This window comes from Methanobacteriaceae archaeon (genome assembly GCA_030656015.1).
Classification (GTDB): Archaea; Methanobacteriota; Methanobacteria; order Methanobacteriales; family Methanobacteriaceae; genus UBA349.
Genome location: JAUSNX010000014.1, coordinates 39,512 through 64,791, shown reverse-complemented (window position 1 = coordinate 64,791; position 25,280 = coordinate 39,512). Strand labels below are relative to the sequence as shown.

General features: G+C 31.6%; 21 protein-coding genes. 7 read left to right on the top strand and 14 right to left on the bottom strand.

Annotated elements, in window-relative coordinates:
* Nucleotides 1-232 precede the first annotated feature (232 nt).
* Nucleotides 233-2,203: a DNA-directed DNA polymerase gene (locus tag Q7I96_09910; protein MDO9627923.1), complete on the top strand. Its 1,971-nt coding sequence runs from the start codon at nucleotides 233-235 to the stop codon at nucleotides 2,201-2,203.
* Between the two features lie 7 nt (nucleotides 2,204-2,210).
* On the opposite strand, the gene Q7I96_09905 is transcribed toward Q7I96_09910, so the two are convergent.
* The 9 genes from Q7I96_09905 to Q7I96_09865 form a co-directional block, all read right to left on the bottom strand.
* On the bottom strand, nucleotides 2,211-2,654 hold the full coding sequence (locus tag Q7I96_09905; GenBank protein MDO9627922.1) for a hypothetical protein: 444 nt from the start codon (nucleotides 2,652-2,654) through the stop codon (nucleotides 2,211-2,213).
* A gap of 13 nt (nucleotides 2,655-2,667) precedes the next feature.
* Nucleotides 2,668-3,225, bottom strand: coding sequence for a sulfopyruvate decarboxylase subunit beta (gene comE, locus Q7I96_09900; GenBank protein ID MDO9627921.1), 558 nt, complete (start codon nucleotides 3,223-3,225; stop codon nucleotides 2,668-2,670).
* A 37-nt stretch (nucleotides 3,226-3,262) separates the two neighbouring features.
* Entirely contained in the window at nucleotides 3,263-3,754 is a 492-nt protein-coding gene (comD, locus tag Q7I96_09895; protein ID MDO9627920.1) for a sulfopyruvate decarboxylase subunit alpha, read from the bottom strand.
* A 286-nt stretch (nucleotides 3,755-4,040) separates the two neighbouring features.
* Nucleotides 4,041-5,063, bottom strand: a complete 1,023-nt coding sequence (comC, locus tag Q7I96_09890) for an L-sulfolactate dehydrogenase (GenBank protein ID MDO9627919.1) — start codon at nucleotides 5,061-5,063, stop codon at nucleotides 4,041-4,043.
* Between the two features lie 215 nt (nucleotides 5,064-5,278).
* Entirely contained in the window at nucleotides 5,279-6,304 is a 1,026-nt protein-coding gene (purM, locus tag Q7I96_09885) for a phosphoribosylformylglycinamidine cyclo-ligase (protein MDO9627918.1), read from the bottom strand.
* Nucleotides 6,305-6,462: 158 nt separating this feature from the next.
* Nucleotides 6,463-8,370, bottom strand: coding sequence for a beta-CASP ribonuclease aCPSF1 (locus Q7I96_09880; protein ID MDO9627917.1), 1,908 nt, complete (start codon nucleotides 8,368-8,370; stop codon nucleotides 6,463-6,465).
* Between the two features lie 102 nt (nucleotides 8,371-8,472).
* Nucleotides 8,473-9,102, bottom strand: a complete 630-nt coding sequence (gene psmB / locus Q7I96_09875) for an archaeal proteasome endopeptidase complex subunit beta (protein ID MDO9627916.1) — start codon at nucleotides 9,100-9,102, stop codon at nucleotides 8,473-8,475.
* Nucleotides 9,103-9,386: 284 nt separating this feature from the next.
* Nucleotides 9,387-10,115 (bottom strand): cadmium resistance transporter, encoded by a 729-nt coding sequence (locus Q7I96_09870; GenBank protein ID MDO9627915.1) that lies wholly within the window; start codon nucleotides 10,113-10,115, stop codon nucleotides 9,387-9,389.
* Nucleotides 10,116-10,188: 73 nt separating this feature from the next.
* Entirely contained in the window at nucleotides 10,189-11,280 is a 1,092-nt protein-coding gene (locus Q7I96_09865; GenBank protein MDO9627914.1) for a formate--phosphoribosylaminoimidazolecarboxamide ligase, read from the bottom strand.
* Between the two features lie 258 nt (nucleotides 11,281-11,538).
* Between Q7I96_09865 and Q7I96_09860 the strand changes: the two genes are divergently transcribed.
* From Q7I96_09860 to Q7I96_09850, 3 genes are all read left to right on the top strand, one after another.
* Nucleotides 11,539-12,267 carry a class I SAM-dependent methyltransferase family protein gene (locus tag Q7I96_09860; GenBank protein MDO9627913.1) on the top strand — a complete coding sequence of 243 codons (729 nt, stop codon included), beginning with the start codon at nucleotides 11,539-11,541 and terminating at the stop codon, nucleotides 12,265-12,267.
* A gap of 271 nt (nucleotides 12,268-12,538) precedes the next feature.
* Nucleotides 12,539-15,190, top strand: a complete 2,652-nt coding sequence (locus Q7I96_09855) for a response regulator (protein ID MDO9627912.1) — start codon at nucleotides 12,539-12,541, stop codon at nucleotides 15,188-15,190.
* A gap of 153 nt (nucleotides 15,191-15,343) precedes the next feature.
* The gene (locus Q7I96_09850; GenBank protein ID MDO9627911.1) at nucleotides 15,344-17,974 is read left to right on the top strand and encodes a PAS domain S-box protein; all 2,631 of its coding nucleotides are present in this window, start codon (nucleotides 15,344-15,346) and stop codon (nucleotides 17,972-17,974) included.
* A 40-nt stretch (nucleotides 17,975-18,014) separates the two neighbouring features.
* Here the strand turns inward: Q7I96_09850 and cofG are convergent, their stop codons facing one another.
* From cofG to Q7I96_09825, 5 genes are all read right to left on the bottom strand, one after another.
* On the bottom strand, nucleotides 18,015-19,112 hold the full coding sequence (cofG, locus tag Q7I96_09845; GenBank protein ID MDO9627910.1) for a 7,8-didemethyl-8-hydroxy-5-deazariboflavin synthase CofG: 1,098 nt from the start codon (nucleotides 19,110-19,112) through the stop codon (nucleotides 18,015-18,017).
* Between the two features lie 119 nt (nucleotides 19,113-19,231).
* The gene (locus Q7I96_09840; protein MDO9627909.1) at nucleotides 19,232-19,669 is read right to left on the bottom strand and encodes a DUF2120 domain-containing protein; all 438 of its coding nucleotides are present in this window, start codon (nucleotides 19,667-19,669) and stop codon (nucleotides 19,232-19,234) included.
* A gap of 236 nt (nucleotides 19,670-19,905) precedes the next feature.
* Entirely contained in the window at nucleotides 19,906-20,871 is a 966-nt protein-coding gene (gene mptA, locus Q7I96_09835) for a GTP cyclohydrolase MptA (GenBank protein MDO9627908.1), read from the bottom strand.
* A gap of 384 nt (nucleotides 20,872-21,255) precedes the next feature.
* Nucleotides 21,256-21,948 carry a DUF2100 domain-containing protein gene (locus tag Q7I96_09830; protein ID MDO9627907.1) on the bottom strand — a complete coding sequence of 231 codons (693 nt, stop codon included), beginning with the start codon at nucleotides 21,946-21,948 and terminating at the stop codon, nucleotides 21,256-21,258.
* 157 nt (nucleotides 21,949-22,105) lie between these two features.
* Nucleotides 22,106-23,233: a histone deacetylase gene (locus tag Q7I96_09825; GenBank protein MDO9627906.1), complete on the bottom strand. Its 1,128-nt coding sequence runs from the start codon at nucleotides 23,231-23,233 to the stop codon at nucleotides 22,106-22,108.
* 458 nt (nucleotides 23,234-23,691) lie between these two features.
* Between Q7I96_09825 and Q7I96_09820 the strand changes: the two genes are divergently transcribed.
* The 3 genes from Q7I96_09820 to Q7I96_09810 all read left to right on the top strand — a co-directional run bounded on the left by Q7I96_09820 (nucleotide 23,692) and on the right by Q7I96_09810 (nucleotide 25,274).
* Nucleotides 23,692-24,150 carry a spore germination protein GerW family protein gene (locus Q7I96_09820; protein MDO9627905.1) on the top strand — a complete coding sequence of 153 codons (459 nt, stop codon included), beginning with the start codon at nucleotides 23,692-23,694 and terminating at the stop codon, nucleotides 24,148-24,150.
* 138 nt (nucleotides 24,151-24,288) lie between these two features.
* The gene (locus Q7I96_09815) at nucleotides 24,289-24,945 is read left to right on the top strand and encodes a hypothetical protein (protein ID MDO9627904.1); all 657 of its coding nucleotides are present in this window, start codon (nucleotides 24,289-24,291) and stop codon (nucleotides 24,943-24,945) included.
* Nucleotides 24,945-25,274, top strand: coding sequence for a hypothetical protein (locus Q7I96_09810; protein ID MDO9627903.1), 330 nt, complete (start codon nucleotides 24,945-24,947; stop codon nucleotides 25,272-25,274). Before Q7I96_09815 ends, Q7I96_09810 begins: the two co-directional genes overlap by 1 nt.
* Nucleotides 25,275-25,280: the final 6 nt, after the last annotated feature.

Genomic DNA, 25,280 nt, shown 5'->3' with positions numbered 1-25,280 from the left:
AATATTACGAAGTTACTATGTATCTGATTATATAAACATTTTCCTTTAAGAATATGTATAAATGCCTTATTAATTCTATAAATCACTTTTAGGGAATTTTAATAAATAATTAAAAAAACAGATAATAAAAAATCAAGAAGAATTTTTTGAAATTCCAATGATATTATTAAACTTATTTTTGATTATAAAAATTACTTAATTATATTATCCGGTTAGAATAAACTAAAATTGTATGGAAACCAAAAATATGGTACTTCTGGACATTGACTATGTCACAGAAAAAGATAAGCCAGTTATACGTTTATTTGGCAAAGAAAAAGGATCTGATGAAGTTAATCATATCATAGCTCTTGACAGGACTTTTGAACCTTACATATATGTCATTCCACAGGATATGGATAGTGCACTGGAACAATTGGAAGAGATGGGCCTGGAAAATACTCAAAAAGTTCTTAAAAAAGACCTGGCAAAGGAACTAGAATTTATTAAGGTCACTTTAAAACATCCTCAAGAGGTTCCCAAGCTTAGAGATAAAATACTGGGCTTAAGTATGGTTAAGGATATTAGGGAACATGATATTCCTTTCTATAGGAGATATTTAATAGATAAAGGCCTTTTTCCAATGTCTGAAATAGAAATTACGGGAGAAGCAGTGAAAGAATCGAACTGTGTTTCTTCAAAAGCTAAAAATGTGAATATAATAAATCTGGAAGAATCTCCTCTGCCTTTAGAGTCAAAATTCCCAGAATTGAAAATATTGAGTTTTGATATTGAGGTAAGAAATCCGGATGGTATGCCTAACTCGGATAAGGATGAAATTATCATGATTGGCCTAGCCGGAAATTTTGGTGTAGAAAAAGTCATATCTACCAAAGGAGAGCATCTGGATTATGTTGAAAAAGTGGAAACAGAAAAGGAAATTATCCAACGATTTGTAGAAACTGTAAAAACTCACCAACCAGATGTTATTGTGGGATATAATTCTGATAATTTTGATTTTACCTATATTCGCGAGAGGGCCAAGTTGCTGGGCGTTCGCATGAATATGGGGATTGATGAATCTGAATTAAAGTTTATGAGAAGGGGTTATACTAACGCCGCGACTATTAAAGGCATTATACATGTTGATTTATATTTGGTCATGCGCCGGTATATGAATCTGGACAGATATACCTTAGAGAGGGTTTATCTGGAATTATTTGGGGAAGAAAAATTTGACTTGCCTGGTGACCGACTATGGGAATATTGGGACAGTGATGGTGATAAACTTGATGAACTATTCCGTTATTCTTTAGATGATGTAGTGGCTACTTTTAAAATTGCAGAAAAGATTTTACCTCTAAACATGGAACTTACTCGTATAGTAGGCCAGCCTTTATTTGATATGGCTCGGATGGCCACTGGCCAACAAGTGGAATGGTTTTTAATGCGTAAAGCTTATGAATATGGTGAAGTTGCCCCTAATAAACCTTCTAGCTCTCAATATTCTGAAAGAAGGGGAAAAAGAGCAGTTGGTGGCTATGTTAAAGAGCCAGATATTGGGCTTCATGAGAATATAGTTCAATTCGATTTTAGAAGCTTGTATCCTAGTATCATTATCTCCAAAAATGTTTCTGTTGACACCTTTGTAAAAGAAAGTGTACAAGGGGTCATTGAATGTATTGATGAGGAGATTGACATTCAAGAGAAAAATGACATTAGTAATGACTCTAATGGGGATATAACTAATAATAATAATAATAATAATAATAATAATAATAATAATAAGTATCATGTAGCTCCAGAATATGGTTATAAATTCTTAAAAGAACCGCAAGGTTTCATCCCTTCAGTCATTGGTCAGGTTTTGACTGAAAGATCACGATTAAAAAAGAAAATGAACGATTCTGAAGAACCAATGGAGAAGAAAATTCTTAATGTACAACAAGAAGCCTTAAAAAGGCTGGCCAATACTATGTATGGAGTTTATGCCTATTCTCGTTTCAGATGGTATTCTATTGAATGTGCCGAGTCAATTACTGCCTGGGGAAGAGATTATATAAAGAAAACAATGAAAAAAGCAGAACCATTTGGTTTCCACAGTATTTACGCAGATACTGATGGTTTTTATGCTACTTATAAACCAGAACTATTAAAAGAAAATGCAAATGAAGACATAAATGCCAATGGGGATATAAGTGATTTAGAACCTGAAAATGATTAATTGAATTCTAATTTTCTTTATTTTCTTCTTCAATTGATTGTGGACTACTTTTTTTACTAAATAATGTTCCAATGAATGTTAAAATTATAGATAGAAATATTACAAATATTGTATTTTCAATTGTAGGAAGAAAATGTATTTCTCCAGTTGAAATCATATTCAATACCATTGATCGGGTTTCACTATTTGAAAGTAAATTTTGATTATACTGATTAAGTAGTATCTGATCTATTGTTAAATTTGTTATTGCTAATATAAACCCGAAAATAATAGGGTTTCCCTTTGATTTGTATCCGATAAATATTGGTATAATCATGATTAAAAAGAATAATATAGATTCATAAATACTAGGGGATTCACTAGGACTATTAAAAATACTTAATCTCCATAATCCTGTGATTATGGCCATGGAGATTATACCGATTATTAAATATTTAATTTTAATATTCATTATTTCTCCCAAATTATTCTTTATTTTCTTTTATTTCTTTCATAAATCTATTTATAATCTCTTCAGGAGTCATATCAATAATAGGAACATCCGCATTACCTGCTTTCACTTTCAAGTGGACAAAAACAGGCCCTTCTGCTTCTAAAACAGGCTGAAAGTTAATTTTTCCTGGTCCTGAAAATTTAAAATTATTTTTAAATCCTATAGACTGTGCCACCTCTCCCAGGTCTACGGTACTGGCATAGGTACATTGGGATCCAGTAGAGCCATAACATTCGTTATCAATAACCACCAAAATCAGATTTTCCGGGGCCTGATTATAAATAGTGACCAGACTGCCTAAATTCATTAAAACAGACCCATCACCATCAAAGACGATTACTTTGCGCTCCTGGGCCATGGCCAGTCCCAGTCCGATAGATGAGGCCATGCCCATGGATCCAAGCATATAAAAATGATTTGGAGAATCCTTAACCTGGTATAATTCTCTGGAAGGAAATCCAATGTTGCAAACTACCAGTTCATCATCAATTTGATTGGCTATGGTTTTAATAGCATTAATACGTTCCATTGTCTCACTTCAATTTTTATTTGAAATCCTAAAATCATTACCAGAACGTAATCTCCAGCAATATTCCCACCGGAACTCCCTTAGACTCAGCTATTTCCCATGCTTTTTTAATATCTTTTAAAGCTTTTTCAGGGGCGCTGGGTTTGAAGTAAGGCAGTTCTAGAGATTCTAAAACCCGGGGAGTGGCCTTACCCATGGGTATTTGGGCACTCATAAACTCACCTTCTGTTCCGCGGTGGCTCATAACCATGAGAATTGGTATTTTATAAAGTTTATAAAGGGAGGTCAGTACATTGATTGAATTTCCAAGTCCGGAATTTTGCATGAGAATCGCTGGTTTCATACCACCCATATAAGCTCCTGCAGCAATTCCAAATCCTTCTTCTTCTCTGGTAACAGGTACATGTGTTATTTCACTATCAAATTCCACCATTTCCAGCAGCTTACTTAAATTAACACAGGGAATACTTACTATGAAATTTATACCTGCTTCTTTAAGTGCCTGATAAACTGCTTGTGTACTGTCCATTATTACCCTCATTGTATTGATTAAATTTAATAAAATCTAAATAAAATTATAGAATGCCTTAATGAAATATTACTTAAGTTTTTTTGGGGGGGGTCCTAAATAAATGTTTTAAATAATTATTTCTTAATTAATATTCATTTATAGATATTTATCAATTATTTATTTTGGTTTAAGATAATATCTATTCTATTTATTCCTTTCATTCATTATTTTTAAGGAATAGTAAATTTAATTGAACCATAAATAAAAAAATGTAAAAAAATTAATTAATTAATATAGAATTTATTTAAAAAATTCCATCTAAATCCAGATCTAATTCCTGTGAAATATCTTTAAACTGCTGAGCTAGAATATCATCAATTTCAATTCCGTCAGTCTGATGTTTTTTGATATTCCTTACTTCCATGTCTCCCGGGATAAAAACATTATCTGTGGATTTAACTTCACCAATAAATGCATCAACTTGATCTTTGAAGATTTCCAGATCTCCCATATGTGAGGGGTCTATGACCATCATTAAATCCCCTTTAGTACACATCTCGGATGGATTAGCTGTTCCCTTTACTCCAGTACCAAAAGCGGCTTTTACCAGAGGCCCGGCTAAAATTTCAATCATAAATGCTAAAGCATAACCTTTATGGGCTCCAAATGGCAAAATAGATCCTTTTAATGCTTCTTTTGGATCAATAGTTGGCCTTCCTTCACAATCCAGGGCTACATTTTCTGGTATGTCTTCTCCCCGGCGCACGGCTTCTAATAATTTCCCTCTCGCTGATGCAGAAGTGGCCATATCTACGGAAACATAATGATTATTAGATGGCACACCTATGGCTATGGGATTAGTTCCGAGAATAGGGACTTTACCACCAATAGGGGCCACGGCAGGTTCCGTGTTGGCAGTAACTATTCCAATCAAATCTTGTTCAATGGCCATATCGGAGTAATATCCTGCCACACCAAAGTGATTGGAGTCATGAATTCCCACCATACCTATCCCGTTTTCTTTGGCTTTTTCTATGGCTAATTCCATTCCTTTATATGCCACAAAATGTCCAAAAAGGTGATTCCCATTTATAAGGGCAGTTGAAATAGTTTCACTTTCTATTTCAATGTCTCCCTGAGTTTCAATCGTTCCAGATTCAAGTCCTTTTACATATTGAGGGAATCTACCTATTCCGTGGGAAGTAAAACCTTTAAGATCGGCATCTAGGGTCACCTCAGCAACTATTTCTGCATGTTCTTTAGAAACATCCAGCCTGGTGAGTATCTCTGTAATTATTGATTTTTCTTGTTCAGGGGTTATTTTCATGAAATCACCTTTTTGAGATTTGATTTGATTAATAGATTTACATAACTTTTTTTTTCATTTATAAATTTATTAAAAAATTATATTACACTTTAATTGAGTTTTAAATCAAATTATTCATTATATTAATTTATTATTTTATTTTAAAAAATTTAAAATAGAATAAATTATATTTATATTCTAATTATATTCCTATTCAAGTATTACATACCAACCTATTACATTTCCAGCTCTTTTCCATCAAAAGTTTTTATACTGACTTTTTCTGCATCAGCAGTTACTTTACCAATTAAATGAACTTTAACATGTTTACTGAGAATTTCCATGGCTTTTTCTGCATTTTCTTCTTTTAAAATTACTACAAAACCTATTCCCATGTTGAAAACACGATACATTTCTTCTAAGGGTACTCCCAGAGAGTATATTGATCTAAAAATTGGTTGAGGTTCTGGAAGATTTGATATATCATAACCAACACCTTTTTTCAGGCGTTTAAGGTTATTAAATCCGCCACCAGTGATATGGGCCAGTCCACGTATTTCTAAAGAACTTTTTAAAAGTTCAACTACTGGCTGAACATAAATGGCCGTTGGTGTTAAAAGTTCTTCTCCTACTTTTAAATCAGGAAAACCTGGCAGGGGATCATCAATTGCCAATTGGCCTTCTTCAAATAAAGCTTTCCGGGCCAGACTAAGACCGTTACTGTGAATACCACTGCTTTCTATTCCAATAAGGACATTACCTTCTTCGATCTTTTCACCAGTAATTATTTTGTCCACATCTACCAGGCCAATTCCGGTTCCAGCCAGGTCAAAATCTTTTATTATCCCGGGTAGTGAAGCCGTTTCTCCACCAATAATGGCTATTTTTGATAAATTAGCTCCTTTAACCAACCCTTCTCCGATTTGAGTAGCTACTTCGGGGTCAGGTTTTTCCACAGCTAAATAATCTACAAGCGCAAGAGGTTCGGCCCCTACACAGAGTATATCATTAACTACCATGGCTATGCAGTCAATTCCGACAGTGTCGTACTTTTCCATCATTTTAGCCACTAAAATTTTACTGCCCACGCCGTCAGTGCTCATAGCTATCGCTTTATCACCTAAACGTACAAGGGCCGCAAAATGACCACTTTCTGTGATAATATCTTGCCATTTGAGTGTTTCTTTTAGTTTTGCAGTTAAATGTGAAACGGTTATTTCTTCTAAATCTATATCCACACCTGAATCAGAATAGGTTACCATTTAATCACCAATTTTATTTAGTTTGAATTTGACTATTTTTATTTTTATTATTAGATTAATAGAATTATTAATAGAATTCATTAAACCCTAGTTCTCTTTATTTATTCCAATTCAATTAAATTCAAATTTATTCAACTTAATTTAATAAAAATTCAATTTCATTGAATTCGAACTGTTTCCAGATTCATAGGTGTTTTTGTTTCTATTTTATAGCTTCTGTAAATACTGGAAGCTAAATCCAGAGTTTTATAATTGTCACCATGACAAATTAGTATTTTTTCTGGTTTTGGGGTTAATCTACGCACGTAATCCATTAGTTGGCGTCTGTCAGAGTGTCCACTAAATCCTTCAATAGTTTTAATGTTCATTTTGACATGATGGACTGTGGTTTTGCCGTCTTCTTTTAGAGGTATTTCCTTCCAGCCTTTTTGTATTCTTCTACCTAATGAACCTTCAGATTGATATCCTACAAAGACCAGGCAGTTTTTCTCGTCTCCACATAACCATTTGAAGTATTCTACTGAATTTCCACCAGTAAGCATTCCTGATGTGGATAAAATAATGGCTGGTTCGCCTTCCACGATTTCTTTTCTTTCATTGGTACCATTTACTTTATGGAAAACCTCAGAAATAAAAGGATTGCGCCCCATATGGAAAATTTGATCCCTTAAATCTTTACTCAAGTATTCGGGCCTAGCAGTGTGAATGGCAGTTGCTTCCCAGATCATTCCATCAATGTAAATAGGAACTTCATCAATTAGGCCATTTCTAATGTACTCTTCTAGCACAATCATCAATTCTTGGGCCCTACCTACTGCAAATACTGGAATTAAGATCTTTCCTCCTCTTTTCAAGGTGTGGTAGATCGTCTTAACCATTTCTTTTTCTGCTGAATTACGGGAAGGCTGAACATCTTCGTGCCCCCCATATGTACTTTCCATAATTAGGGTTTCTATTCGAGGGAATTTAGTAACTGCTGGTTCTAAAAGTCTACTTCTTTCATATTTGAAGTCTCCAGTGTAAACCAAGTTGTGTTGACCGTCTCCAATGTGCATGTGGGCCATTGCAGACCCTAATATGTGACCTGCATTGTGCAAGGTTAACCTGATATCTGGGGCGATATCTGTTACTTCACCATAATCGAGAGTAATTGTATGCTTAATACTCTTTTTAACGTGTTTAACATTGAATGGAAGTGGATCATCCTCTCTGTGTGCGATATCAATGTGATCCAACTGTAAAAGAGTCATTAAATCTCTGGTAGGGGTGGTACAGTATACTGGCCCTTCATATCCATAGTGGTATAGATAAGGTAAGAAACCAGAGTGATCTAAATGAGCGTGAGTAATTACTACTGCATCTAAATCACCTAAAACGAACTCAGGAACATTTAAAAATGGATAAGAACCTTTATCATCTCCTCCAGCTACATTAACACCACAATCAAGAAGAACGCGACTATTAGGAGTTTGTAAAAGTGAACAAGAACGTCCAACTTCTCTAAATCCGCCCATGGAGGTTACACGGGTCCAATCATTATCGTATTTAATTTCTTGATGGATTCGATGTCCTAATTCTTGTAGTATTTTTTTGCGCTCTTTACTGTTCTTTCTGAGAGTTCTTCTAATCCTCTGAATTATTTCAGATGAAATTGGTGGTGTTCTTAATATTTTTGGAGCCCAACCAATTCTTTTTACAATTTCACGAGAAGTAGCACCGTACTTACCAATAACTAAACCCGGTTTACGGGCTTCAATTATTACTTCGCAGGTAACTTCATCAAATGAAATATTAGTAATATTAGCTTCTTCAGGGACGGTTTCATGGATCTTATTTATTGCTTTTTCCGGATCCGCTAAAACTGAACGATCTGAACGTATAATTATTCGTTTTCTTATGTCTTTAGCCAAGTCTCGAATCAAATCTCCGTTTTCGGTAATTATCTCCGGATTTTTAGTGTAGATAACTACTTCCGGACCTTCGAATTCTACTTTGGCCACTTGTACTCTAGGGGGTAATCTGTGTACTATTGTCTTTTTGATTTCTTCAAGAATCTCTGAAACCATAAAATCACTTCGAAAAAATAGAAAATGTAGTAAACTTAAGTTTACTTAATTTAGAAGTCGATATTTAATTAATAAATGGTAGAAAAAAGAAAGAATTTAAAATTAGATAATTTCTTTTAATCTTTTTTGAACCTCTTCTTCATCGAGCATTCGATATCCTTCATCTGTTACTAGGGCTATTAATATGCCGTTTCCAGAAAAAGTATCTCTTTCCATAGCAGAATTAATTGCTCGAATGGCTATGTCCACGCCTTCTTCAACATATATGTCGTCGGTGTATCTGTCTTCCAGGACACCATAGGCGAAAGGCGAACCAGATCCAGTGGATATGAATTTATCTTTAATCATACCTCCGGCAGGATCTAAGGAGTAAATTTTAGCTCCATCCTCGTCAACTCCTCCAATTAATGTTTGAACAAAGAATGGGTAAAATCTGGATGAGTGTAAAATATTTGCGGATAATGCAGAAGCAGCTTCAATACTGATTTGCTCTCCGTTTCTCATTTTATAAAGTGCTACTTCAGCACGTATATATTTCATTAGGCTCTGTGCATCGCCAACAGATCCAGCTATGGTGGTTGCTATATGATCATCAATTTTAAAGATCTTTTCTGCAACCTTGTGGGCGACTAAATTGCCCATACTGGCTCTTCTTTCGGTAGCAAAAACCACTCCGTCTTTGCAAGTTATACCGACAGTTGTAGTGCCTTTTAATGTGTTTTTATCATTCATAGAATAACACCTCAGGAAAAAAATAATAGTCAAAAATCAGTTCTATCCCTACATTATCCCTCATGTTATATAAATATTATTGACTTATTCTTAACTTTTTAATACAAAAAAACTAGCATATAATCTTTAAAATTATATATTAATTCCATATTTCGTTTAAATAATTTTCTTGTTAAAGCTAAACTTAGAGAGAATTTTTAAAATCCGCAATTTTTATTTAAGTAAATATTGATTTATTATTTTTACTTTGACATTATATTTTACGTATTTCATACAGATTTTAATTATGACATTCTCATGTAGTTAGAAACAATTATTCCTATTCCTAATAATATCAAAACAAAAGGAAGGATTATATGTCCATATTTTTCTATTTTAATTCCTAAAAGCTTGTTTTTTATAATTAAATGAGCAAAAAAACACCAAATTCCAGTCATAATCAAAAATATTAAAATGGTTAATAAAAGCTCCATCTGATTCAAAGTAGAAAATAAAGGAGCATAAACTCCTATATTGTCTACTCCATTGGAAATGGTTATTAAGGCCACAGAAAACCAAGTAAAAATACTGTAACTGCCTGAATTTAGCCGATTATCTTTAAAAAAAGTTTGCTGATCAACCTTATTAACTAAAATTTCATTATCTGTATTATTATCATTATTATTTAAACTTCCACTGGAATTACTACTCTCCGAATTACTAAATGAACTTCCGTTTGAAATAGGAATTCTTGATTTTGTTTCAAGCCTATATAGTGTTATAATTTCTTTTAATCCTATTAAAAGTGGTATAAAACCCATTAAAACCATGAAAAAATCTGGAATATATGATTTGAATATATAAACTGGAATACTTATCAATATCAAAGAAAAAATACCTAAATACTGACCTATAACTACAGATGCATCATTATATTGTGGATGGGCAAAGAATACTGTTAAAAGAAATAAATCATCGATATTAGTTGCTATAAACGCAGATATGGCCACAGAAACTATTATTAAAATGTCCATGTTGAATTCACTTAAAATTAAAATTCATGACTGAAAAATTTAAATTAAAATTTAAAGAAAAAAAATATGGGAACTAAGTGATTAAATCATCTAGCTTGTCTTCAGAAATTGCGTTTTTAATTTCCCGAGCAATTCTCTGACCCATACTCATTTCTTCTCCAAATAATAAGTGGCTGTATGCAGAACCATTCATAAAAGTGTTTGTTCCTCCATCTATACGCGCACTCATTTCAAAAGTTACAATTTCTAAGTTGTCAGTACACATGGTCTGTAAACAGAATGGACCATTCATTCCAGGTTTTACTAATTTTTTAGCAGATTCAACTAGATTGTCCCCAATTTCAAAAACTTGAGGAAGCAGGGATTCTCTCATTACCACTGGATGGTTACCAGTTATAACGTAAGATGGGTCCAGGCCGATATCTAATTGGTCTTTAGCAGGTATTCTTACCAGACCATCAATGTTGGATTCAAATCGGCTGTCCATACCTAAAAGTTCCACTTCATCATTTAATGCGGAATAGAAATAGTGGATACAGAAATTGGTACCAGAAACATATTCTTCTATATGGGCTTTAGGAACATCTTCTTCTTCAATCCATTCACGCTCTAGCATATTAGCTATTTTAGCATCAAATTCTTCTTTAGTAGATGCTACAAAGTATCCTTTTCCACCACGTGCTCCAGGGAATTTGACCATAACTGTACGGTCAATATCTTCGGAATTATCGAATTTAAGAGGCATTCTTATGTCCGATTCCATCATTATCTGCCTTTCTAAATTTCTTTCAGCTTCCCAGCGTAGTATATCTCGGTTACCAAACATAGGAACATTAAAATCGTTTTCAATCCTATCCAGACCAGCATATGCTATAAAAGATCCGTGAGGGATTACTATACTGTTCATGGCCCGAAGTTGCTCTTGAACATCTTCATTTACAATATCGCTGAATTTATCAACTATTATGTATTCATCGGCCACTTTAAATCTTTGATATGGAACTTCTCGCCCTTTTTCACAAACTACTGCAGTTTTAAATCCTTCTTTTTTTGCTCCTTTTAAAATATGAAGGGAAGTGTGACTTCCTAAAGTAGCAATTGTAATGTCTTTCTTGTCATATTTGGCAAGGATACTTAAAATTTCATCTCTGTTTACTTTACTCATTTAAAACTCCCCGTGAGTTCTTTAAATTATATTTTTCAATAACTAATAATTCCTAGAAAATTATTTCTATCTAATATAATATTGCATTTGGCCATTTCTTATAGTTATTTTTTTTGTCTTGAATTTCTTAAAAAATATTTAAAGTAAAATAAAACATTTAGATTAATTTGGTATTAGAATATAATTAGATTTTAATATTTATTATCAGTATATTACATTCATAGTTATCATATTTAGATATTAAAACCAGTTGATATTATGAAATGGAAAAAGATTGGCCACGTGTTATTAGTGGATAAAGACATTGAAAATCCTAAAAAACTTCTTGAAATGAAAGGAATTGAAACTGTGGTCAAGTTAGGTAATATTGGTGGCAAAAAAAGAGAACCTGATGTTAAAATACTTGCGGGTTCCAATACCGAAACTATACATCGTGAAAATGGCTGCATATTCAAGCTGGATGTGGCCAGGGTAATGTGGTCTAAAGGTAATACCAATGAGAGAATGAGAATAGCCAATATTATTGGGGAAGGGGAAAGAGTGCTGGATATGTTTGCGGGTATTGGTTATTTTACCATTCCCGCAGCAGTTCACTCTAAAGCAGAAATAATTCATTCTATTGAAATAAATCCTGTGTCTTACGGTTATTTAAATGAAAATATGTCATTAAATAAAGTGGAGAATATTGTCAAGCCTGTTTTAGGAGATTCTATGGATATTGCCCCTCAGTTTTCTGTAGATAGGGTTTTGATGGGATATATTGGTAACACTCAGGACTATCTTAAATCTGCAATTGCTGCTCTCGATGAATCGGGAATTATTCATTATCATGAGTCGGTTTATGAAAAAATAAAATTCGAAAGGCCAGAGGAGAGAATCCGAAAGTCTGCTGGTGGTATGGATGTTGAGATTCTTAATAAGAGAGTTATAAAAAAATATTCGCCGGGAGTTGTACATGTGGTTATAGATGCTAAAATAACTAAATAGAATACCCAATATTAAATAAAATATTAATTAGATGGGAATGGGATTGAGAAAATATATTTATATTTGAAATCATCTTAAGTAGATTAAAATTCTTTATTTTAAATTTAAACGATTTTAATAAGGATTAATCCTCAGCCTATAATAAATAATAACTAAGATTAAATATTATAAATCATAATAATAGTATGGGTATTTATTATCGATTATATTTTATAATGGACTATTGGGGAAATAAATGCTTTAAAAAGCTTATAAGGGGAAATGTATTAATATGCCTGCTGCAAAAATTTTAATTGTGGAAGATGAAGGATTAACTGCTATGGAACTTCAGCGGAAGTTGAAATTAGCAGGATATGATGTTCCTACTTTTGCTTTTTCAGGAAAAGAAGCCATAAAAAAAGCAGAAGAGATAAAACCCGATTTGGTTTTAATGGATATTTTTCTAAAGGGTAAAATCGATGGGATTGACGCTGCTGAGGAAATTAAAAAGAATATGGGAGTTCCCATAATTTACTTGACTGCTCATGGTGATAAAAATACACAAGAGCGTGCAAAAAGTACACGCCCATTTGCTTACCTTTTAAAACCTTTTGATATAGATATACTCCGCCAAAACATCGATCAAGCTTTATATGAACATAATCTTGAAAAATTAGGGAATGCTGGTGGAAATGTTTTATCTATAGATTTGCCTCAATATGATGGCGGAATTTTTGTTACAGATAGTAAAGGAATAATAAAGTTTACTAACTCTGAAGCATCATTAATAACTAAAATTCCACAGGAAAATGCCTTAGGAATGAATATAACTGAACTGCTTAAAATAAACTCAATTCAAAGTAGCAATGGTGGGTTTGATAAAAAACAATTGGATCCAGTTTCATTTTTTTCAGGACTAGATGCATCTAAATCTGAAGATTTAAGTGGTATTACTTGGCTTGAAGCAGATTCAGGACATTTTAAGGCCATAAAATATGTTATATCTCCATTAAATAACGAAAAAATGGAATTTAATGGATTATATATTCTTTTTAATGAAATAAATCTATTAAAAGATCTTGAAATTTCTATGGGCGCTATAGACAATGTGTCTGAGCAATTTCCACAAGAAACAGCAATTTTTGATAATTATGGAAATTTAATTCAGGCCAATAATCTTTTCTTAAAATTTTTTAAAACTAAACATCTTAAAGATATTAATATTAATTTATTTGATAATTTAGGACTTAACCGTGATGTAATTAATCTAAAAGATTACGATGATATAAATTACGTGTCCAGATTTGAACCACAAGAGATAAATCTAAATCCTGAAATTTCTAAGTTAGTTGAAAAAGGATTATATTTACGTTTAAATGGAAATAAAATTCCTTCTAAAAGCAAAAAAAGTTCTATTGGTTATTTAATTCATATTAAGAAAATGAAAGAACCACCAGTTTCCGAAAAAATTCCTAAAAATAAAACTGAAATCCCAATCTCTGATTATGAATTCATGATTAATTCTATTGGTGATGTTTTCTTTGCATTTGATTCTGAATTTTATTGCATTCATTGGAATGATGCTGCTGAGAATCTCACAGGTATTGGTTCTGAAAATGCTTTAGGTAAATCAATTTATGAACTATTTCCAGAACTTAAAGGAAGTTTAACAGAAAAATTATATTTGGATGCTTTTAAACAGCAAAAACACTTGAGTATAATAGACCAATACAAAAAATCAAGCAATGAATTTTTTGAAATAAATGCGTATCCATCTAAAAAAGGTATTTCAGTACTAATTAAAGATGTTACTAATGTTAAAAAATCTGAAAATGATTTGAAAGTGGAAAAAAATCTTTTAAAATCATTATTAAATCTTTTTGATGGATCCATTTGTGTTTTTTATGAAGATGGTTCTATTTTCTTTGCAGATGACTTATTTAAAAAATATTCATATGATTCAAATAATTTCATAAGAATGTTTACAGGACATGAAAAAAACAACCTGGTTAAATATATTAATTCTGTAAAAACATCTAAAAATTTGTATAATCTAAAAATTAAATCTCAAATTAGTCCTAATAGCTACATAGCTTGGAATATAAATCTTTTAAATGATTTAAACAATTATAATCCTCTATTTTGGGCATCTGGACAAATTTTGAAAAATTCCCCAGTGAATATTGAAAAAAACATTAAAGATATCTCTAGCTTGGAAAATGATTCTAATTCTTCCAATTCTTCTATACATAATCCTTCAGATTCTTTAAAAACATCTAATAATATTTCGAGCAATGAACTTGAAAAAATGACTAATAACGTCCAGGAAATTGAAATAAGAGAAGCGAATTTAATCAAGAAAAACAATAAACTTCTCGAAAACTATAATAAAAAGATTAAAGATCTAGAATCTGAAAAAAATGACCTTATTTCTAAGGTTAAAGAATTCAAAAGCTCTGAAAAAGAGCTAAAAAACAAATTGAATGTTCAAATGGAAATAAATGAATCTTTAAATGTTGAATTGGATGAGGATAGTTTATCCTCAAATACAGCAGGTGATGGCACCAATGATAATCAATCTCCAGACGAGCTTAAAAACTCTTTAATGACTTATGAACGCCAATATAAAGCTCTTTTAGAAGAAAATAAGGCTTTAAGAGAAAATAAATCTCAGCTTAAAAAACAGGCTAATAAAATTAAAAAAGAGTATTTGGATATGGAAAAAGAGTTTAATAGTCAGATTAAATCCCAAAAATCTCAAATAATGAATTTGAGAAAGGCTAATAATTCTTTAAGCAAGGATTATATGGCATTAGAGAAAAGATCCATATCATTTAAAGAAAATCTTGAAGAAAACATTTCCCTATTGGAAAAGGAAAAAAAACAGGAGATAGAAAAATCACATAGGCTTGAAAAACAGCTTAAAGATATTAAAAAGATTTAGGCCAACCTAAAGTTTAGCGGCGCTTTTTTGAAGTGTCATTAATAAATTTTTCCATTTTTTTACAAACAGTCTATTTAATTATATTTGCTATATTAATTAATTATAATATTAAATTAACAGTATTTTATGAATTAAAAATATCAGGGGTCAGGAATGTCAGGGGTTAAAGTGCTTTTAGCTGAGGATGAGAGTATAACTGCTCTCCAAATAAAAAATAAACTTAAATCCTGGGATTTTGATGTTGTTGCTGTCGCTTCTTCTGGGGAAGACGCAATAGATTTGGCTTTAGAAAAAAAACCGGACATTGTTTTGTTAGATATTGTTTTAAAGGGCAATCTTGATGGAATTGATGCTGCTGAAAAAATTAAGGATACTTTAAATATTCCTATTATTTACCTCACTGCATTCACCGATGAAAGTACTCTGAATAGGGCAAAGTCCACTGAGCCCAGAAATTATATTTTAAAACCTTTTGATGATAATGAACTCCGATTTGCCTTAGAAATGTCAGTTTATAAAAATCAGATTGAAAATGAACTTAAAGCTGCTCAAAATTACCTGGAATTAATCACGGAAAATATGGCTGATATTGTAGGACAGTTAGATTTTCATGGGAAATTCCTTTATATTAGTCCTTCTATTAACAAACTACTGGGATATTGGCCTACAGATATTTTAGGAAATACTTTTTTTGAATTGGTGCATCCTGAAGATTTAGAAAGAACTATAAATTGTTTCAATAACTGTATAGAAACTGAACGACCTGGAAAAATACGAAAAAGGCTTAAAACAATTCAAAGCAGTTATAAGTGGATAGAAACAATGATTAGTCCAGTTTCAAACGCAAATGAAATTAAGGGCGCGGTTATCAGTTGCAGGGACATTGGGGAGCAGATGAATGTTGAAGAAGAATTAAAGTCTTCTTTAAATTATTCTAGGAATCTTATTGAAGTTAGCTTGGATCCAATGGTAACTATTAGTGAAAATGGAGAAATAATGGATGTTAATGGAGCAACTGAAAATAGCACTGGACTTTCTAGGCTAGATCTTATTGGCACTGATTTCTCACAATACTTTACCGATCCTGAAAAGGCCATGAAAGGTTATCAAAAAACTCTCTTTTATGGCTCTCTTAAAGATTATTCTCTAACCCTTCGCCATATTTCTGGCCGAACCATGGATGTATCATTCAATGCTTCGGTATATCGGAACATGAAGGGGGAAGTGGAAGGTGTTTTTGCCGCAGCCAGAAATATTACTAAACTTAAAAAAGTAAACAACGCCCTTAAACTAAGTGAAAAACATTTCAGATCTCTAATTGAGAATGCTTTGGATGTTATCATGGTTTTAAATCATCAGGGCGATATTACTTATGCTAGTCCTTCAGTAGAAAGAGTTTTTGGATATAAGGTTCATGAGTTTTTGGGTTTCAATATATTTGATTTTATTCATAATGCTGATGCTCCACGGCTTAATGAGGTATTAATTGATGATATCAATGGCTCAGGATCTGATGCTGATTTTGAAGTTCGCTGCCAGCACGAAGATGGTGAATGGCTGACCTGTCAAATTATAGTCCAGAATTTAATTAAAGATCCTGCAGTTAGAGGAATAGTTCTTAATATTAGGGACTTAACTCCTAGAAAACAGGCAGAAATGGCTCGAAATGATTTAGAGGAAATGTACAGTACCCTAATAACTGCTAGTCCGGACGGTTTCATTGCTACGGATTTAGATGGCGAAATAACTTATGTTTCTGAAAAGGCATCCTTTATGATGGGATGGGATGATAAAAAAAAGCTGGTTTCAGAGACTATTTTTGATATTTTAATTCCGGAAGAAAATGATTTATTTTCGAAAAACATGGACATTGTTGTTAAAAGGGGTGCACTTAGAAACATTGAACATAAAGCCCGGAAAAAAGATGGTGAAATTTTCGTGGCTGAAATGAATATGGCACTCACTCAAGATTCTAAAGGGAACTCTAAAGGATTCATTGTAACCATTAGAGATGTAACTTATCGTAAAAAAATGGAAAATAAGATTAAGTCTTCTTTAAAAGAAAAGGAAATTCTTTTAAAAGAGGTTCATCACCGGGTTAAAAATAATATGCAAGTTATTTCCAGTTTAATTGGTCTTCAGTCAGAACATGTAGATGATAAAAAAACAAAAGCCATGTTTGAGGATAGTCAAAATCGAATAAGGTCTATGGCATTAATCCATGAAAAATTGTATGGATCACAGGGTATGGAAAAAGTAGATTTTTCAGAATATGTTAGAAGTTTGGTAAGTTCTCTTGAAAATTCATATGCTCACCAAAATGGTATTGAAGTCATTATTGATGTAGGGGATGTTTTATTAGACATAGATCAAGCTATAACTTGTGGATTAATTTTAAATGAACTAATTTCTAACAGTTTCAAATATGCTTTTCCAGAACAGACAGTTTTAGATAACTATGCTCCATTGGAAATAGGTGATGCATCTGAAAATGATTCAGAATCAGATGAGATATCTTCCTTAAAATCAGCTTCTTTGACTAATTACAACTTAACTTTAGAAAATCCACTTATATCTATTGCAGTTTGTTCTATTGGGGAAGATATTATCTTGCAGGTTGGAGATAATGGTTTTGGTCTTCCAGAAGGTCTAAATTTTGAATATACTGACTCATTAGGGCTTCAAATAGTTTGTACCTTGGTTGCACAACTTGAAGGAAAAATTAAGCTGGATGAAAGTGAAGGCACTAAATTCATAATTAAATTCAAAGAAGCTTATTCTTAATTAACATTAATGAATTTTGACTTGAAAATAAAAATTCTTATTAATCATTTAAGTCCATGGACTCTACTTTTTTCAGAATATTTTCACTTAAAAATTCTGAATTGATGAATTGGGGATATACGGGAAGCCTTTCTTTCATAGAAAATCCGGTAGCGACTGTAAGTTTTCTTAATTCATCAATTTCTGGCCAGGGGGCCTCTGGATTAACATAATCTTTGCTTATTGGCGAAACACCACCCCAATCATCTGCTCCGGCTAGAAGGAACATTTGAGTTGTTTCTCGGTTCAAGTTAGGGGGAACTTGAATACTCACATCTGGAAAAATAATCTTGGCTACGGCCACGGTTTTTAATATTTCTAAAAGAGAAGGTTCAGGATGGTTTTCCATGGGAATTCCTGGTTTTGATCTGAAATTTTGGATAATTATTTCTTGAATATGCCCATACTTATTTTGTATACGTCGAAGCTCTAAAAGTGATTCAGCCCGCTCTTCTAAGGTTTCTCCAATCCCAATTAAGATTCCTGTGGTGAATGGAATTTTTAATTTACCTGCGTTTTCTATGGTCTGTATTCTAAGCCATGGGTTTTTACCAGGACTTTTTTTATGGGCTTCAGTTTCCATTAATCGAGGATTAGAATTTTCTAACATCATTCCCATGGAAGCATTTACTTCTTTAAGCATTTTAAGCTCTTTTCTACTTATTACTCCAGGATTACTATGTGGTAAAAGTCCAGTTTTTTTCAAAGTTTCCTCACAAACATAGTATAGGTATTCACTCATATTTCCAAATCCAAGTTGATCTAAAAGATTTTTAACATCTTTAATTTCATCAGAACGCTCTCCAAAAGTGAATAAAGCTTCTTTACAACCATATTTTTCAGATTTTTTTATATTAGAAATTATTTCAGGTAATTGCATCAATAAATGATTTCCTAACTGTTCAGGATCTTTACGAAAGGTACAATACCCGCAAGTGTTTCTACAAACTTCAGTTAATGGTATGAAAATATTTTTTGAAAAAGTAATAACTGACCCTTCTCTTTTAGAACTTCCATCCATCATTAAATTTAATATATCGTTCCCTTCACAATTTAAAAGTTTAACTATATCTCTTTTTGAAAATTGGGATAAATTCATGATGTCTGGCCTCTTAATTTCATCAAAGCATCAATTTTTTGCTAATTAATTATTATTTAATTATTATTTTAAAAATAGATTTAATTTAATAGAATTATTTTTTTAAATAAATATGATAATTAGTTTTCTGCATTGGCTAGTACAATTTCAACAAAGCAGGGTCCAATTCCACTTTTATCTTTCCACATCACAATAAAAAAACCTGCCTTACTGGTTAAACCTAGCTTATATTCGACAAAACAGTTCATAGATTCTAAAGACTCTTTTAAACGTTCTATACCTGCAACATCAGTTTCTACATTAATATCAACGCTGGATCTTATCTGTTCATCCATTAAACTGATTAATGCAGTGGATTCTTCAGAAAACATATCAATTTCTTTGGCATCAATGGAGGCCATAAGTCCATTCAGTTCTTCAGCCATATTTTCTGCTTTTAGGCGCTTCCTAGATCTTCCTCGAACAATCAATATTTTATCTGCATCTAATGCGGCTCTTGATCCATCAAATGCTTCCAGATACCCCATTATGCTCCCGGCTACTTTGTGTAAGTTTATCAATAAAACACCTCATAGATTTAATGCTAATGAATAAAATAAATATAATAATTTAATTTTATAAACTATTTCTATTTAAAGATTTCATTTTAATTGGGATTTCCCATATTTGTCCTGAAATCTAATTAATGATAGGTATTTAAATCAATCAATTAAGATAAAAAGTAATTAAAGATTAAAAAAGAAATTAAGAACTTTAAATCTTTAAAAATTCATGATAAAATCAAATTAATATATTAACTTTCATTAATTTGTTTATCAGTGATTCCTTCAATTTCGTACTTTAATTCGCCCATTGTAGCTACTTTTTCTGCAAATGCGTCATGCCTATGAATACTTTCTTCATTCACTTGTCGAACTGTTACCATGGTGTCATCAGGCAGATGGGAGTATTCCTTCACTATTCGATTTACCATATTTCGCACACAGTCTTCTACAAACATAGGATTTTTATGGGCCTGTACTACAATAGCGTTTTCATCTGGTCTTTTAAGTAGCTCACAGACATAAGAACTCATAGAATCTTCTATTATCCTTATAAGGTCTTCAGCTCGAATAGTGTGGTCTTGAGGAACTTCAATCATCACCATTCCTCTGCCTCTTTGGTTATGTGAAGAAAATGAAACGGTATCCAGTACTTTTTGTGTAGTTTCTTCATCTAAAAATTCTAAAAGGTCTTGTTTAGATGATTCTTTAACAGATTCTTGAGCGCAGGGACAAACAGTCATTCCCACTACTTCCGCACCAACCATTTTCCTAATTACAACCTCGTCACCGTTTCGGTATCCAATAGCGTCGGCCATGAGTTTGCTCATTTCCTGAGTTTTATGCTTAGTAACTGGTGACTTTTTAATGAACATGTAATCGCTTTTCATGCTCACTTCGGCCCTTTTTGCATATTTATGTTTTTTTAATAGAGAATTAACTATTTCTGCACATAAAGATTCTACTTCCACAGTATTATTCTCTAAAGTCTCTTCCAGTACTTCGCTAATGGCTTCAGGGTTTCTTGACATATGAATTCCCCGTTGAGTACTTGGAAGGTCTACAAATGCATCAAATGTTGGTAAAAGAATGATAGGTCTTCTTACATCTCTTTCAATTTTTAACAGTTTTTTTACTCCAGTAACTCCCACCCGGGTAAGATGGACAGGAATGCTGGGAATGTTATCTTGTGTGTCTGGAAAACAAACTAAACCCAAAGTTTCCACCCCGATTAGTCCCAATATGTTCTAAACAATATAATTAGAACCATTAGGCATTTCGTTTCAATTTCGTTTATTTAGATTTAAAGAAATTATTATTTAGAGATTATTTTATATTGTATTTATTATTTTTATTTTAAAATATTTCATTTTTTAAATTCATTTCAAACTAATTCTTTATGTTTGATTCATGTTTGATATTTTATTGATATTTATTAAATATAAACTATGGAGAAGTTGTTTATATTATTTTATATTGAATAATAAAAAAAGAAAAGAAATAAATAGCTTTAATTTTTATTTGTAAGAATAAAATGTTTTATAAATAAAATAAAAATAATTTTAGAGGTTATCTAATTAATTAAATTTTTATTAAAAGGATTAATCCTGATTAGGATATTCTAAAAGTATTCCTATGAGCTTATCTGCATTTATATCCTTTAAATTACTTTCTAAATTTATATGGGCATTGTAAAGTTCTTTAGAGCGTTTTCCAAGAATTTCACCATTTATATCTGGCTCTGCTATTACTAAAACCTTTTTTAATCCCATATTTTCTATTTTCCGATTTATGTCATTTTTAGTATGTTCAATTTTTTTAGAGATACCTTGTAATGCTGCTTCAGGAATTTTAGGGTTAATTTCTTTCATATCTGATACTTCTAGGGGAACTCCGGCCACTATTATTTGTTGAACATCTATTCCCAGTTTTACCAGTGCTTTTTTGAAGTTATTTTTGGTGGTTACAATTAGTAAGCCTTTTGAAAGGTCAGAAATTTTATTCTCAGTTTTTACTTTTTCCAAAACTCCAAAATCGGCTAGAATTTCATTTATCTTTGCGCGGGCATCTAACATTTTTCCTGCAAATAATTTAGAGTCTTCTAAATTTAGTTTGTGTGAAGGTAAGCTGGAATAGATGAAATCTTCAGCTTCTATTAAATCTTTCAGTGCTTTTTCAAAAACTTGGACATTAATTATGCCTTCGCGAGGTTCTTTGATAATTTCTGATGAATTACCACTGCTCCCTGCTTTTTTAATTAGATCTTCTGCTTGATTCAATCTATTTTTCTCCATAAAATCCCTCAGTATCATTAAAGTTTATTTATTTAATTAATCAAGTTATATTTAATAATATTAATAATAATCAAATTATTATCATAAAATTTATTATCAATATTTAATTTAATTATTTATAATTTTAAATTAGTAATTTAATTTTCAGATTTTTTATTTAAAATTTGAAATATGGCGAAAAATTATCTTTTATTGATGATAAAATCTTTTTCACTTCAGAGGAGATATATAATTTCTCCAGATATTCTTTTTCTATTTTTTCTTTGAATTTATATTTTATTTTGCTTTTATTTATTTGGAGATGTGAAAATTTATCAATAAAATTTGACTTTTCATTTTTATTTTCACTTAAAAATAAATAAGGATCCATAGAAACAATGAAACTAAGGCTGGAATTGGCCAAGGATTTTAAATCATAGCCTCCTTCCAGTAATGATATTAATCTGGGGTGTTTTTCTATTAAATACTGCCCTATCCATGAATAAAAGTCTTCAGTTAATTCTATTCTTGAAAGAGGATCATTTAAATGACCATCAAAGCCGGCTTCCGCAAAAAGTATTTGTGGATTAAATTCTTTAAGCACTGGCCCAAGTATTTCTTTTAAAATCCAAATATAATCGTTATTATTAGAACCTGGGGGCATGGGAATGTTTAAATTATATCCTTTACCATCCGCAGCTCCTTGTTCATCAATAAATCCTTTTCCTGGAAATAATGTTCTGGGATCTTGGTGAATAGAGATGTAAAGAACATTAGGATCATTATAAAATATTTCTGCAGTTCCATTTCCGTAATGAACATCAAAATCAACTATGCATAATCTTTCCAAGTCGTAAGTTTTTCTCAAATATTCCACAGCAATGGCCACATTATTAAATATACAAAATCCCATGGATTTATTTGCTGTGGCATGATGGCCAGGAGGTCTTGAAATAGAAAATGCCCAATTTTCACTCTTATTTGTTCTCTTTAAAACTAATTCAGACGCTTTAATTGCTCCACCGGCAGATAAGAGTGCTGTTTGGTAGCTTTGGGATGTGGCATAAGTGTCAAAATCAATATTGCCTCCTCCCTTTTTACAAAATTCATCAATAAAATTGACATGCTCGGGTGTATGGACGGATAAAACCTGATTTAAATCTGCTCTATTGGGAGCTATAATACTTAATTTATTAAAAAAACTTTGCTTAGACAAATTGTTCATTATGGCATCTGTTCGGGCCTTATTTTCTATATGGAATTTATCTTGATGTTTGTTGTATTCAGGGGAGTAAACTATTGCCATAAAACCAGTTAATCATGTTTTTAGCTAATATTTTTAACTTATTGACTAGGGATAGTATTATTTTCTAGTTTCTTAGCTATTGATCTTGTTTTAAGTATATTTTTCTTTTTAGTTACAAGCTTGAAAATGATACTGTTTAATCATATTATTATTTTTATTATTTGGGGGGTTGTGGTTATATTTTTGTCTAGAATATTCCCCATTTGTCAAAAAAATGTTCACTTTTTGAAATTATTTTTATATAAAATCACATTAGAAAATATTTGCAGTAGAAACTTATTTATTCTTTTGTCACATAACTAACATATACTTTTGAATACTATTTGATGGCTAAAAATAGTTTAAGATTTAAAATAATTTTATTAGATTATTTTAAACTAGATTTATTTTAGGCTATACAACTTAGGATTTAAATTTAGTTTCTTGATAAGATTAATAATCCATATGGAGGGTGTTTAATGGAAGATGAAAATCCTATAAAAACTACGGTCGAGGAATTGAGGAAATTACTGGAAATTAAGAACTTTGTTGGTGAAGCCATAACCACTGAGGATAAACTTTTAATTCCTGTAATGAAAATGGGAATGGCCTTTGGAACTGGTATGGGTACTGGTAAAGGTCCTGATGGCAGCAGTAGTGGAAAAGGATCTGGAGCCGGCGCAATAGCAGGAGTAGAGCCTGTTTCTATGGTAGTAGTTACTAAAGGTGTAAATGGTCCTGAGGGTATAAGAGTACTTAATTTAACTTCTGGAAGCCAATTAAGCAAAGCAATAGGTGAAGTGGGAACTGTACTTACTGATGTAATGAAAGAAGGCCAATCATACATGAAAAAGAAACAGGATGAAAAAGAAACACCGAAAACACCTAAAGAAACACCAAAAAAAGCAAAAATCAAAGTGAAAGCTGAGAAAGAATAGGTTTAAAAATCCTATTAAGGATTATAAACCATTAAAACTTAATTAATATTTACTTAATTTATTTATTTAAATTTAGTGAGTTAATTAAAATTTAAACTTTTAGACTTAATTTTTAAATTAAAACACTGGTGGATCTGAGTGACCATAATAACCACCCTTTTAATCATTTTAGCAGCATTAGTTGCAATTATTCTTTTATTATTATCAGTTTCATTCCATATTTCCTTAAAACTTTTTAAAGACGGCGGAATAGTCAAAGGACTGGTTGAAATTCGCTGGTTCAAAATAAAGCTGTTTACCAGAAAATTCCCTGAAGAAAAGGAAGAAAAAGAGGAGAAGGAAGATAAAGACCAAAAAACGGATTTATCTGCGAAAAAAGAGAAATCAAAAGAGAAAAAACCTTCTAAATCTTCAAAAATAAGTAAATTAAAATGGGTGGATATAAAAAAAATTTTATCTTTATCTGGAGAATCATTACTTCACTTTATGAAGTTTTTTAAGAGTTTATGGGGATCAATAAACTTGGAAAAATTTAATTTTTATCTTATTTTTGGATTAAGTAGCCCTGTAGACACTGCCAAAATTTTAGGATGTTTTTGGGCCGCAGCAGCTGTAATTAACCTCTCACCAAAAGCAGATATTTTTGCTGAACCTTCATTTTTGGAGGAAAAAATTGACTTTGAAAGTGATATATCATTTCAAGTTCGACTTCTAGGCCCTTTTCTAGCATTATTAAGATTATTAACAAGAATATCTGTTATTAAACTTCTTTGGGAATTTAGGAGGTTTAGATAATGAATAAAAAAATCTGGGATACTATTCTCACTCAGTGGGATACTTTCGAAGAGCTGGCGGTCGCAAAAAAATTTTCCCTGGAGAATAGAGAAATCTATCCAGTAGATAAAATTTCTGTTTTATTTCAAAAATCTGGAAAAATATCTAATCTTAATATAATTCCCTTAGCATGGATAATAAATGAGAAAGAAGAAAATAATCCTGAAAACAAGGATCATGATTTAGAAACGGATTACTACATGGTTTTATTTGATACCGATAATTTGAATTTGGTTGAAGACATAATAAAGGAATTTAAGTCTTTTTATAATCATTCTGATCATAAATAAAATTGG

Excerpts from the sequence above, each read along its gene's own strand:
- Q7I96_09910 (MDO9627923.1), top strand. The coding sequence starts at position 233 with ATGGAAACCAAAAATATGGTACTTCTGGACATTGACTATGTCACAGAA.
- cofG (MDO9627910.1), bottom strand. The coding sequence starts at position 19,112 with ATGAATTTATCCCAATTTTCAAAAAGAGATATAGTTAAACTTTTAAAT.
- Q7I96_09855 (MDO9627912.1), top strand. The coding sequence starts at position 12,539 with ATGCCTGCTGCAAAAATTTTAATTGTGGAAGATGAAGGATTAACTGCT.
- Q7I96_09810 (MDO9627903.1), top strand. The coding sequence starts at position 24,945 with ATGAATAAAAAAATCTGGGATACTATTCTCACTCAGTGGGATACTTTC.
- Q7I96_09825 (MDO9627906.1), bottom strand. The coding sequence starts at position 23,233 with ATGGCAATAGTTTACTCCCCTGAATACAACAAACATCAAGATAAATTC.
- Q7I96_09830 (MDO9627907.1), bottom strand. The coding sequence starts at position 21,948 with ATGGAGAAAAATAGATTGAATCAAGCAGAAGATCTAATTAAAAAAGCA.
- Q7I96_09860 (MDO9627913.1), top strand. The coding sequence starts at position 11,539 with ATGAAATGGAAAAAGATTGGCCACGTGTTATTAGTGGATAAAGACATT.
- Q7I96_09865 (MDO9627914.1), bottom strand. The coding sequence starts at position 11,280 with ATGAGTAAAGTAAACAGAGATGAAATTTTAAGTATCCTTGCCAAATAT.
- Q7I96_09850 (MDO9627911.1), top strand. The coding sequence starts at position 15,344 with ATGTCAGGGGTTAAAGTGCTTTTAGCTGAGGATGAGAGTATAACTGCT.
- comD (MDO9627920.1), bottom strand. The coding sequence starts at position 3,754 with ATGGACAGTACACAAGCAGTTTATCAGGCACTTAAAGAAGCAGGTATA.
- comC (MDO9627919.1), bottom strand. The coding sequence starts at position 5,063 with ATGAAAATAACCCCTGAACAAGAAAAATCAATAATTACAGAGATACTC.
- comE (MDO9627921.1), bottom strand. The coding sequence starts at position 3,225 with ATGGAACGTATTAATGCTATTAAAACCATAGCCAATCAAATTGATGAT.
- Q7I96_09870 (MDO9627915.1), bottom strand. The coding sequence starts at position 10,115 with ATGGACATTTTAATAATAGTTTCTGTGGCCATATCTGCGTTTATAGCA.
- Q7I96_09880 (MDO9627917.1), bottom strand. The coding sequence starts at position 8,370 with ATGGTTTCAGAGATTCTTGAAGAAATCAAAAAGACAATAGTACACAGA.
- Q7I96_09905 (MDO9627922.1), bottom strand. The coding sequence starts at position 2,654 with ATGAATATTAAAATTAAATATTTAATAATCGGTATAATCTCCATGGCC.
- psmB (MDO9627916.1), bottom strand. The coding sequence starts at position 9,102 with ATGAATGATAAAAACACATTAAAAGGCACTACAACTGTCGGTATAACT.
- Q7I96_09820 (MDO9627905.1), top strand. The coding sequence starts at position 23,692 with ATGGAAGATGAAAATCCTATAAAAACTACGGTCGAGGAATTGAGGAAA.
- purM (MDO9627918.1), bottom strand. The coding sequence starts at position 6,304 with ATGGTAACCTATTCTGATTCAGGTGTGGATATAGATTTAGAAGAAATA.